Origin of the sequence: Rhizobium mayense (genome assembly GCF_030272705.1) — a bacterium.
GTDB classification, from domain to species: domain Bacteria; phylum Pseudomonadota; class Alphaproteobacteria; order Rhizobiales; family Rhizobiaceae; genus Rhizobium; species Rhizobium mayense.
Genome location: NZ_JARFYM010000029.1, coordinates 77,550 through 88,502 on the forward strand (window position 1 = coordinate 77,550; position 10,953 = coordinate 88,502).

At 57.4% G+C, this 10,953-nt stretch carries 10 protein-coding genes and 1 pseudogene; 1 reads left to right on the forward strand and 10 read right to left on the reverse strand.

Translation table 11 applies throughout. The features are described from left to right. Positions 1-18 precede the first annotated feature (18 nt). Entirely contained in the window at positions 19-321 is a 303-nt protein-coding gene (locus tag PY649_RS26450) for a hypothetical protein (protein ID WP_285871822.1), read from the forward strand. Between the two features lie 515 nt (positions 322-836). Here PY649_RS26450 and nodQ read toward each other — a convergent pair. The 10 genes and pseudogenes from nodQ to PY649_RS26500 all read right to left on the reverse strand — a co-directional run bounded on the left by nodQ (position 837) and on the right by PY649_RS26500 (position 10,953). Beyond that, on the reverse strand, positions 837-2,747 hold the full coding sequence (nodQ, locus tag PY649_RS26455) for a bifunctional sulfate adenylyltransferase/adenylyl-sulfate kinase NodQ (RefSeq protein ID WP_285871823.1): 1,911 nt from the start codon (positions 2,745-2,747) through the stop codon (positions 837-839). Beyond that, positions 2,747-3,646, reverse strand: a complete 900-nt coding sequence (cysD, locus tag PY649_RS26460) for a sulfate adenylyltransferase subunit CysD (protein ID WP_285871824.1) — start codon at positions 3,644-3,646, stop codon at positions 2,747-2,749. The genes nodQ and cysD overlap by 1 nt, the downstream gene beginning before the upstream one ends. Positions 3,647-3,651: 5 nt before the next feature. Beyond that, a complete protein-coding gene (locus PY649_RS26465) occupies positions 3,652-4,401 on the reverse strand; it encodes a sulfotransferase domain-containing protein (RefSeq protein ID WP_285871838.1) in 750 nt (249 codons plus the stop codon). A gap of 362 nt (positions 4,402-4,763) precedes the next feature. Next, complete coding sequence (locus PY649_RS26470; RefSeq protein ID WP_285871825.1) at positions 4,764-5,549, reverse strand: ABC transporter permease; 786 nt, start codon at positions 5,547-5,549, stop codon at positions 4,764-4,766. A 3-nt stretch (positions 5,550-5,552) separates the two neighbouring features. Continuing rightward, on the reverse strand, positions 5,553-6,467 hold the full coding sequence (gene nodI / locus PY649_RS26475; protein ID WP_285871826.1) for a nodulation factor ABC transporter ATP-binding protein NodI: 915 nt from the start codon (positions 6,465-6,467) through the stop codon (positions 5,553-5,555). After that, positions 6,455-8,182 (reverse strand): nodulation protein NodU, encoded by a 1,728-nt coding sequence (gene nodU, locus PY649_RS26480; protein ID WP_285871827.1) that lies wholly within the window; start codon positions 8,180-8,182, stop codon positions 6,455-6,457. Before nodU ends, nodI begins: the two co-directional genes overlap by 13 nt. 35 nt (positions 8,183-8,217) lie before the next feature. Continuing rightward, positions 8,218-8,935, reverse strand: a pseudogene (gene nodS, locus PY649_RS26485) (nodulation methyltransferase NodS). Further along, entirely contained in the window at positions 8,853-10,211 is a 1,359-nt protein-coding gene (nodC, locus tag PY649_RS26490) for a chitooligosaccharide synthase NodC (RefSeq protein WP_120708930.1), read from the reverse strand. The pseudogene nodS and the gene nodC overlap by 83 nt, the downstream one beginning before the upstream one ends. A gap of 11 nt (positions 10,212-10,222) precedes the next feature. Continuing rightward, positions 10,223-10,882: a chitooligosaccharide deacetylase NodB gene (gene nodB, locus PY649_RS26495; RefSeq protein WP_285871839.1), complete on the reverse strand. Its 660-nt coding sequence runs from the start codon at positions 10,880-10,882 to the stop codon at positions 10,223-10,225. Further along, entirely contained in the window at positions 10,879-10,953 is a 75-nt protein-coding gene (locus PY649_RS26500) for a hypothetical protein (RefSeq protein WP_349644449.1), read from the reverse strand. The genes nodB and PY649_RS26500 overlap by 4 nt, the downstream gene beginning before the upstream one ends.

The following is a 10,953-nucleotide window of genomic DNA, read 5'->3' on the forward strand; positions in this document are numbered from 1 at the left end:
GCAGACAGGGCGAAATCAGTGTCTCTCGAAACCGGCCGCACCTTTGCGACCATCACCTCCGCGAAGCAACATTTCGCGCCGATGCTCGACCGCAACGACCTTAAGCAGCCATTCTCGGGCGGTGATCTGGCGGATATAGCGGCACTCTACCGCGATTATTGCGCCAAGACCAATTGGCCGCTTCCCTCGTCCCCAACATCCTTCTACCCGACCTACGAGCGCGATGAAGGCTACACCACACGCTGCTTTGGCGTGACGTTCGCCAATGGCTCAATAGGGCGATTTTCCCTGGATAAGGCGCTCAGGGCAATCGCGGTCTGAGACCGTTCCATCCCTAGCAAGCTGGTGCTAGCCATCTGCCGGTAAACCTCTTGCGCAACGTATTCGGCGAGGCGGCCCAGACCTACCGGAATGCTGTCGCCGTGTGGAGTGGCATTGGGGAAGTCCGTGACGGCGACGCTTCGACCTGTTCAGTTTCGAAGAGATCGACTTGAACAAAGACCCAGGGGGAGCTGGCCGCCGACACTCGTTCGTAACTGCGAAGTCTCGGCCCTGCCTCGCCAGCCGCAGCACGTCGGCGCCGGGAGCCTTGATGATTGATACGTTTGACCGCACATCGGTCGATCACGAAGCAAATGCTGCAGTTGCTGAAATGATGAAGAGCCGAGCGGAACACACCAGATGAACATCTCGGACGCAATATGCCTCGACATCAATCGTCTGCCGAAAGAGGATCTGCAATTTCGCAAGTTTGCCGAACTAAAGCCTGAGCCGCGGGTAACACCAAACTGCCGCTCGGATGACTGACGCCCAGCGCACGCCAAAAAAAGCGAGCGTTAAGCCAGGCGCTGTTTCTCCTCCATTCCCCTTCGAAGGAACTCCTCTATCTGAAGCGCTAACGTCGCCGGCTCCTGGCCAACCGTTTTGAGATGAAGTTCCGGATCCTCAGGCGCCTCATAGGGAGACGAGACGCCGGTGAAGTTGGCAATGTTGCCGGCAAAGGCCTTTTTATAGAGTCCCTTCGGATCGCGCCGCGCACATTCCTCCAAAGGCGTGTCGACAAAGATCTCGATGAACTCGCCTTCCTCCAAAAGCTCGCGCGCCATACGTCGCTCCTCTCGGAAGGGCGAAATGAAGGAACAAATTACGATCAGCCCAGCGTCGGCCATTAACCTCGCGACCTCTGCGACGCGGCGTATATTCTCGACCCGATCAGCCGCGGTAAAGCCAAGATCGCGATTGAGACCGTGGCGTATGTTATCTCCGTCCAGGAGATAGGTATGCTTGCCGCATGTATGCAGGAGCGCCTCGAGTGCGTTGGCGATCGTCGACTTGCCCGAGCCCGACAGACCGGTGAACCAAAGAACAGCGGACTTTTGGTTCTTAAGCGCGGTGCGAGCGGCCTTGTCGACGTCGAGCGCTTGCCAATGAACGTTGTCGGCACGACGAAGGGGGAAATCAATCATGCCGGCTCCGACGGTCGCGCTGCTTACCCGATCGACGATGATGAAATTGCCCGTTGACCTATTTTCCTCGTAGGCGTCAAACACGATAGGTCGTTGCGTCATGATGTTGCAGACGCCCACCTCGTTCATCTGAAGCGATTTAGCTGGTTCGCGAACGAAGCTGTCGACATTCAGTTGGTGCTTGAGCGCGGTCACCGTGGCGCCGACGCTGTCCGTTTCCGTTCGCAAGAGATAGCTTCGTCCGGGGAGCATCGGATTGGTATCGAACCAAATGAGATGCGCCTGGAATTGGTCGGCGACAAAAGGTCTTGAGGCGGGGTCAACCAGCATGTCGCCCCTGGAGACATCTAACTCGTCGGCAAGAACCAAGGTTACCGGTTCCCCTTCTGCGGCAGATATCTGGTTGCCGTCGGGTGCAATGATCGCCCTGACCGAGGAGCGCCGCCCTGATTTAGAGACGACCACCGGATCGCCGACGGCAATTTTTCCGGATGCGATCCGGCCCGCATAGCCGCGAAAATCCGGATTGGGCCGCATGACGAGCTGAACAGGAAAACGTGAGGCTCTTTGCTTATCAGCTGGGTCGAGTTCAACAGTTTCCAGATATTCAAGAAGCGCCGGGCCTTGATACCAGGGTAGTTGCCCGGATTTCAGCACAACATTGTCTCCGAAGCGGGCGGACATCGGAATGGCCGTTATGCTGGCAAAACCCAGCTTCGCCGAGAAGCTTACATATTCGGCCACGATGGCATCAAATACCGGCTCGCTGAAATCCACGAGATCGATCTTGTTCACCGCCAGCACGACATGGCGTATGCCGAGAAGCGAGGCGAGATAGGAGTGCCTGCGCGTTTGCTGGAGTATGCCTTGGCGGCTGTCGACGAGGATGATGGCAAGATCGGCCGTCGATGCGCCCGTTACCATATTGCGCGTATATTCGTGGTGACCGGGCGTATCGGCAACGATGAACTTGCGCTTCGACGTGGAGAAATAGCGATATGCGACATCAATGGTGATGCCCTGCTCGCGCTCTGCCTCAAGGCCGTCGAGCAGCAGAGAGAAATCGATTTCCTCGCCATTGCCGCCGCGGATACCGATGCGGCGAAGGTCTGCCAATTGGTCTTCGAAGACCAAATCCGCATCGCAAAGCAATCGACCGATCAACGTCGATTTGCCGTCGTCGACCGAGCCGCAGGTGATGAATCGAAGAACCGGTGTTTTGTCCTCTTGGACCAGATGCTCTTCCATGTCACGCGCTGATATCGAAAAAGGATATGACATCAGAAGTACCCTTCGCGCTTCTTCTTCTCCATTGCGCCGGCCTCGTCGAGATCGATCAGCCGGCTCTGTCTCTCGGAGGTGCGTGCCTCCACGATCTCGCGCAAAATTTCTGGAACCGTCGCCGCACTGGATTCGATCGCGCCCGTCAAAGGGTAGCAGCCGAGTGTGCGGAAACGGATCATGCGTTGCGTGACGGTTTCGTCGGGCTCAAGCGGCATGCGCTCGTCGTCGACCATGATCGTCGTCGTACCGCGGCGCACGACGGGCCGCGGCGCTGCGAAATAGAGTGGCACGACGGCAATGTTTTCCTTTTGGATGTACCGCCAGACGTCGAGCTCGGTCCAGTTCGAAAGCGGAAAGACGCGCATCGTTTCGCCTGCGCTGACACGCGTGTTGTAGGTTCTCCACATCTCCGGACGCTGGCGTTTCGGATCCCAGGCGTGCTGGGCGTTGCGAATGGAAAAGATCCGTTCTTTCGCTCGCGATTTCTCCTCGTCGCGGCGGGCGCCTGCGAGCGCAGCATCAAAACGGTATTTGTCCAACGCCTGGCGCAGCGCCATGGTCTTCATCACGTGCGTGTGCACGTTGGAGCCGTCTCGAAAGGGACTGATACCCTGATCGATGCCATCCTGATTGACGTGGACAATCAATTTCAGGTCCAGTTCCCGCATCGTACGGTCGCGGAAGGCGATCATCTCCCGAAACTTCCACAGGGTGTCCACATGAAGAAAGGGAAAGGGCGGTTTTCCCGGGAAGAACGCCTTCATTGCAAGATGCAATAAAACGGAAGAGTCCTTTCCGATGGAATAGAGTACAACCGGATTTGAAAAGGTCGCAGCGACTTCCCGAATGATATGGATGGCTTCGGATTCGAGGTATCGCAGATTGTCGAATGACATCTCATTTATCCTTGCGGAGCCGATGCGTCGTCAAGCTCGAAGAACTTCGTGTAAGGCCCACCTGCAAAGTGCCGCCGCAGCTCTTCAAAATTCTGCAGCGAGCGAGTGATCGACCGTGTTTCCTGCCGTTGAATGGTGGCGCGATTGGAAGACTGATGCGCGGGAGCTCCCAGGAAGGCCAAAACCGTTGCCAGGCATGCGCTCGGTTTGAGAAGAAGATCCTCGTATTCGATCACCAGCAGTTTGCTCGGATCGAACGCACCTTTGACCCGCGCATGGAAATCGTCGGCGGCTTTGAAATAGGCTTCGCATGCGTTAACTGACAGCCAGACACTTGGGGGCTCATTACTGTCCGGGCTAAATTTCAGCCACTGACCCGTTTGCCTTGCCTGCACGAGCGATCGCAGGGATTCCAATGTATTGCGAGTAAGCAGAATGACCTTCAGGCCTTGCCAACGCGCCAATTCGTCGAAAAAGCCCGGACGGTCATAAAATTGAGGCTCGTTGATTTTACAGCCGACGTGCGTCACCTTCTTTTCGCTCGGCGGATAGCGCAGATAGGCAAGCTCGAGAAGCTCGCGATCGCTGTGCCGCAGACGATCCTTATCGGGCCAATTTTCATCATAGCTGTTGAGCAACTCTCCGTTGCTCAACACATTAGGATGGTCGTTCAGCAACGCTTCGAGATAGTGCGTCCCAGTTCGCGGCATTGCGAGGATTACAAATGGCTCGGGCGACGATACGGAATGGATCATTGCGCATGTTTCCAACTGATATTGATCACAAATGCGGGTGGCGCCTGCACAAGAACTCCGCGGTCGCGCTGGCGAGCGTAAGGGCTCTCCGGCTGCTTCTTTGTGGCAGTTCCCCAAAATCGGACCGAGGGCCGGAGGTCGCGCGATCGGGCCGAAAAACCGATGAAGCTCATCATGGTGCTGGAGATCCGTAACGCTGGTAAATTGACTGGATTCCATCCAGAATTTCGCGTGATAAAGTGACTTCGGCAGCGGCGAAGTTGTAGTTGCGTTAGGGAAGCCGAGCGCGCTTACCTTCAGGCCGCTGCGGCCGAGTTCGCGATGCTGCATTTCATATCTCCTTTTCGTAAGCGGTCATGGCTTCAGGGCATGAGGCGCCGTCGCAACAGTGTTGCGGAAAGAAAGAACGGCAAGGCCGCGTAGAGGCAAAGCGCACCAACGTGCAGGCCGACATTGACCGGAGGCCGGCCAAGCATTGCCGGGCGAATGAGGTCGATCGCATGCGCGAGCGGCAGGAAGTGCCCCATTTCCTGAAATCCGCCGGGCAGCTGTGTGGCCGGAAAGACCGCGCCGCACAGAAACAACATGGGTGTGAGGACGAGCGTCTGGTAGAAAATGAAATAGTCGTAACTGGGTGCGAGTGCCATGACGACCATCGCCAGGCTCGCGAATGCAAATCCGGTCAGCGCGATGACCGGCAGTACATAGAGGACCGAAGGCCATGCCGCATAGCCAAGAATAGTGGCAACGACCAAGATCCCGGTGCCGGCCAGAAAAGCCTTGGTCGCGGCCCATGCCAATTCGCCAAGGACGAGATCGCCAAGGGTGAGTTGTGTGTAAAGGATTGCTTCCCAGCGGTGAGTCTGCATGCGAGCGAAAGCCGCATAAATCGTTTCGAAGGTGGCGGAGGTCATGGCACTTGCCGCAACCATGCCGCCGGTCAGAAATGCGATATATGGAGCGCCGTCAACGCGACCGACCATTATTCCCAGGCCGAAGCCGAGACCGAACAGGTAGATCATCGGATCGGCGAGATTGCCGAGTATCGACGCAAGCGCGACCTTCTTCCATGCCAGATAGTTGCGGCGCCACACCGCGATCCAGTTCCAAGCGTTAGCCGGCAGCGTCGTCGAGCAACCTTCACCCATCGTTCATTTCTCCATCTCGCGTCCGGTCAGCCGCAAAAAAACGTCCTCCAGATTCGGTGGTCTCTGCAAAAGACGCAGTCCCGTTCGCCCGCGCATTTGCGCCAGCACCGGCTCCGGATCGGACGCATAACAAAAGAGCGTCTCGCCGCTCACCTCCAACCGTTGCGCATATGGCCGGATCAGAGAATGTAGTTCTTGCGGGTTGCCGCCATATATCTCGATCACCTGGCACCCGATCTGCTCGTCGACAAGCGCGTGCGGGGGGCCTTCGGCGATGATGCGTCCTTTCTCGACGACGCACAGGCGGTCGCACAGCCGCTCGGCCTCTTCCATGAAATGGGTGGTCAAGATAATCGTCTTGCCGAGCGCCAGAAGCGCCCGCAGACGCTCCCAGATCAGGTGGCGCGCATGCGGATCGAGACCCGTGGTCGGCTCGTCCATGACCAGCAACTGCGGATCGTTGATCAGCGCACGTGCCAGCGTCAGGCGCCGCTTCATGCCGCCGGACAGTTCGGAAACGCGTGCATGCGCCTTGCTCTCGAGGCGCGCGAACTCGAGCAGCGACGGAATGACCTTTTCGACCTCGTATGTGCGCATGCCGAAATAGCGTCCGAACACCAAAAGATTTTCGCGCACGGTGAACTCGGCGTCGAGATTGTCGAACTGAGGGACGACGCCGATTAGCCTGCGTGCCGCGCGAGCGCGCGCCGGCACCGGCACACCAAGCACGGTGATCTTGCCGGCGTCAGGGAGAGTCATGCCGAGAAGCATGCGCGCAATTGTGCTTTTTCCAGCGCCGTTCGGCCCCAGTAGGCCAAAGCACTCTCCGGCTGCGACGGAAAACGACAGCCCGTCGACAACGGTTTTGTCACCGTATGACTTCCTGACGCCGTCAAGCTCGATTGCTACCGCGGACATGCGCTCATCTTCGTATTGTGTGCACTACCTTCTGGCGGCAGTCCGGTTACCTGCTCCTTGGTAAACAGCACGCCCTCGCACCATACATGTTCGATGCGCCCCCATTGGCAGGCCGCGGCGGCATCCGGGAAGAAGCCACACCCGTGGAGGTTTGCACTCGTGTTGCAAAGCAACGGAATGCCTGTGAGTTTTTCATACTCGATGAGAAGCTCGGTAACATCGTGTCGAGAGCTTCTGGAAATGGTCTGCAAACGCGCAGATCCGTCGAGATGCATGACAGCGGGAATTTTGGCCCGCCACTCCGGGCGTGTCTGGTGGTCGAACAACATGTAAGGATCGGGCGTGCCGGGACTGAATATATCCGGCGCCCGGTCCTCCAGGCATATCGGCGCCACCGGCCGGAAGTGTTCGCGAAGTTTGACTTCGTTGAGATAGTCTTTCATTTCCGGTGAAGTCGCGGCTGCGAGAATACTTCTGCCTCCCAATGCTCGCGGTCCGAGCTCGGCGCGCCCGGCAAGAAAGACGACGGGCTTGTTGCTGGCGAGAATCGTGGCGAGTTCTGACATGGTGCACGGCGCGGCTTTCCATCCGGGCGGCACATCGCCATTTTTCAGAGCCGGGCCACTATAGACCGACCACTCGAGCGGCACGAAACCTTCATCAGCCGCCATGGCGCAGCAAGCGGCACCGATTGCAGAACCGCTATCATTCGGAAAAGGCGGGACCCAGACGGCGTCGAACAGACCAGTTCCACGCAGTGCACTGTTCCATTTGATGTTGAGACCGCAACCGCCGGCTACGCACAAATTTCGCAGCCCGGGGAAAGAATGGCGCTGCAAGCAAAGAGCCAATTCGCCGACCAGGAGAAGCTCAAGGAAAGAATGGAATGATGCAAGCACATTTTCGGGTGCCTTGTCCTCTAATCGGAGCACGCTGGCATCGAAGAAATCATGCACGGCGACAAGCGATGCCTCGGCGTCGTTGATGTTTGCGCGGTAACGACGGGCAATTTCGGTATCGCCGGAAAAGTGCTTCTCGTAGAGATCCTCAAACACTTCAACAATGTCTTCGTCAATTGACCCAAGCGCGATATAGGCCATCAGCTTACCGGCGACACCTAGATCCCAGCCCGCGCGGCTCGCCCGCTTGTAAGGTCCGAAGTAGTGACCCGCGGCCGCGTAGGCTTGCCCTATCATTGGGAACAAGGATTCGAGGAACCGGGCTCCCTGAGCATCGACGTAGTAAAGACGCGGGAAGATGCAGCCATCCCACACCAAACAGAATGAAGGTTCTCCGGCCTTGGCAAACGGGCTGGTGCAATATGCGGAGGCGACATGGCCGCTCACATGTGGATAGCTCCGATAAGAAAAAACGTGATCATCGAGGATAAGACCGGAGCCATCGAGCGAATCGAGAACACCCTCGGCATGGCGTTCAACATAAGGCGCTCCCTTGAGGGTAAGGGGAACCGCACCACTGAGGACCTGGAACTGCGACTCGACCTCTCCGTCCCAGCCGTCGATGACGAACTGATCGATATCCCGCAAATTCAGGCCGTGTTCGGCCAAAGCGGTGACGATTGCCTCCAGATTGCCGATGGTTTGATATCGCTGATTATTGTCACGCTTCTCCTGCTCAATGCAGAAGACGAGTCGTCCATCCTCGATAAGGGCGATCGCCCCGTCATGGGTCAGTTTGATACCACAGATGCGCATAGTGTCTCCATGTCTAACGTCGACCATTCGATTGATCAGGAAGAGGAAACCGGATTGAGGAAACGCGCGAGCACGCAGTCTTCGTTGTCCGAGTGACCCCGGAACTCAAGACGTTCCACCTCCACCAGCTTTTCGTTCAGCATGGCGATGACCGTCTCGGCGCCAGCAACATGACCCCAGCGCCGGCAGTTTGCGTCGCGTGCCGAGCCGAAAACCAGATGGCCGCCTGGCGCAAGCATCCGAAGCAGGTTGCCGATCGCCATGCGCATCTCGGCAATGCCCCCGATGTAATAAAGAACTTCCGCGACGACGATCAGATCGAACAGCTCTTCGGAGGAATACTGTTGTACGTCCGCGACGATCCAGCTGACGTGCGCGGGCTTATTCATTCGTTGACGAGTTCGAGCAATTGCTCGTGGCACGACGTCGATAACGGTAAGCCGCTGGCAGTGAGGCGCTAGTTTCTCGGTGAAGGCGCCGGCCGCGCAGCCGACTTCGAGCGCGCTTGTGATGGCATCTTGGGCAAGCGATAGCCGAAGCATTTGCGCATGACGCTCGCGTTCGAACGGATTACCGTCGAGGCGCCATGGATCGACTGTCGCCAGTTCCCGATTCAACAATTGATAATTCTCTTGAAGTTTCAAATCCGTGCACCCTGGTAAAGCAACCATTACTTGTCGCTGGCAATGCTGTCATATGCGACCAATCTTGATGCATCGCGCGCAAGATTATATCGGCGAAACGGAGCCTCATTTTCCGGCGATTCATTCATGTTTGGCTCAGCGAGCGGATCTTGGATGGGGCTCTGTTTTCCAGCTTTATCCGGTGCCTTGGCAGCAGAGCCTCGCGACAACCAGTCGCTATTGCTGAGCGTACACAGCGCATAGGCTTTCAAGGGCAGCAGGAGAAAGATGTTGATGAAGGTATGCAGGGAAAAGCCTACAAATCGAAATTGGCGAGCACGGACCGCTGCAACGCTGCAGCGGATCATGGTCATCGATGCAATCATCAGGCATGTCCACCAAGGCACGGTCCCAGTCATCGCGAACTGTGCCAGGCCTGTCAGCACCGACAGAGCGAGCAAGAGGGGGCCTAGATTCTGACCAATCACGTCCAAGGTGAGAAAACGATCAAGACCAGGCAGAAGGTTCAACGCAAGCAACGTGTCGCGGAAAGTGCTGCGTGCCCAGCGAAGTTGTTGACGCAGATACGGGCGCAGTCGGTCTGGAACAACTGTTGCCGCGATGGCGGTCGGAACGTACTCGGTTCGAAATCCGGCTTTCAGCATGAGGATCGTGAGATGGCGGTCCTCGCCAAAATCGCTTCGCTTTCCCCGAAACATTTGCGTTTCGTACTGGTCAAGCAGCAAGGTGAGCGCAGTGCGGCGGTACATGGCGCATGGGCCGCAGCAGCACATAACAGCACCGAAACGAGCCTGTGCCGCCCGCTCCTCATTGCAGGCCAGCCAGTATTCCATATCGATCAAGCGGGTCAACCAAGTGTCGCGCCGGTTGCTGGCAGCCAGCTGGCCCATAGCCGCGCCGATTGCTGGATCACGCATCTTAACTGCAAGTTTCATGACGACGTCTGAAGCAAGTGTCGTGTCCGAGTCGACGTTGAGCACCAAATCGCCAGAGGAGCGGCGTATCGCCGCTATTTGCGCCTTGCGTTTTCCAGCATTCTCGTGGAGCAGAATGAATGTGAATCTTGGATCACGTGCAAACGCTGCGTGTACGGGTGTGACGGCATCGCGATTGCTGGAACCATCATCAATAACATAGACACGCAGTTCTCCGGCGTATTCTTGGTCGGCGATCGAAGCCAGGCAATCCCAAAGCGTGGCCGGATCCTCGTTGAAGCAGGGGATGATGACATCCACGCTCGGCAAGGGAGCGGAACCGATCGGCTCTGCGGAGGTCGATGAATCGTTGGTCGGCCGAGCATAAACGACCTGCATGCTCCTATAGGCAGTCGAGAGCAGCGCATAAAGCGAGATGGCGGCAGTGCTGGTTGTGTCGAGCAGATTCATGGATATCGCTTTCAGTGATGTTGAGGAAGCGAGCGGATTGCAAATCCGCGGTCGCGCACGACTGGAATGATACGAGAGAGCGCCATGATGGTCTGATAGCGCAGACTGCTGTCGCCGCTCGGTTTCGCCTCGCTAGGAGGACATCCGTCGTGCAAGAGAACGATTGCTCCGGGACGGATAGAGGCGAGCACTGTATCGACGATGGCGTCGACGCCAGGACAAGACCAGTCTCGCGGGTCTACCGACCAGTGGACGGCCGCAAGCCCTGCGCTGGCGGACGCAGAAAGAACCTCTTGCGTCCAGCTCCCGTATGGCGCGCGCATATACTGGAGCGATGCCAGCGGGCATGCGATCTTGATGGCCCTGTTCGCTTCAAGTAATTCGTGTTGTATTTCGCCGGGTCCGCATTTGGTAAGGTCGGGATGAGTCATCGTGTGATTGGCGACCTTGTGCCCTTCTGCGATCATTCGTTGGATGAGTTTCGGCTGTTCGGCCGCGTAAGTTCCGATAACGAAGAACGTCGCCGGTACCCGGTATTGCGCCAGCACATCCAGAACCTCCTGCGTGCAGAAGGGATGAGGTCCGTCGTCGAACGTCAGATAGACGCTGGGCTGGCCGGTGCCGTCAGCGCACGGATCGTGCACTTCGTATAAGCAATCGAGGTGCGTCATAACTCCGGTCCGTTCCGGTCGATCGTCGTACCAGCTGGCCAATCGGAGATTGGCCGTCCAACAGGCAGAAT

Bases quoted from the DNA above. Each gene is read 5' to 3' on its own strand.
- nodQ (WP_285871823.1), bottom strand. From the start codon at position 2,747: ATGTCATATCCTTTTTCGATATCAGCGCGTGACATGGAAGAGCATCTG.
- cysD (WP_285871824.1), bottom strand. From the start codon at position 3,646: ATGTCATTCGACAATCTGCGATACCTCGAATCCGAAGCCATCCATATC.
- PY649_RS26465 (WP_285871838.1), bottom strand. From the start codon at position 4,401: ATGATCCATTCCGTATCGTCGCCCGAGCCATTTGTAATCCTCGCAATG.
- PY649_RS26470 (WP_285871825.1), bottom strand. From the start codon at position 5,549: ATGGGTGAAGGTTGCTCGACGACGCTGCCGGCTAACGCTTGGAACTGG.
- nodI (WP_285871826.1), bottom strand. From the start codon at position 6,467: ATGTCCGCGGTAGCAATCGAGCTTGACGGCGTCAGGAAGTCATACGGT.
- nodU (WP_285871827.1), bottom strand. From the start codon at position 8,182: ATGCGCATCTGTGGTATCAAACTGACCCATGACGGGGCGATCGCCCTT.
- nodC (WP_120708930.1), bottom strand. From the start codon at position 10,211: ATGAATCTGCTCGACACAACCAGCACTGCCGCCATCTCGCTTTATGCG.
- nodB (WP_285871839.1), bottom strand. From the start codon at position 10,882: ATGACGCACCTCGATTGCTTATACGAAGTGCACGATCCGTGCGCTGAC.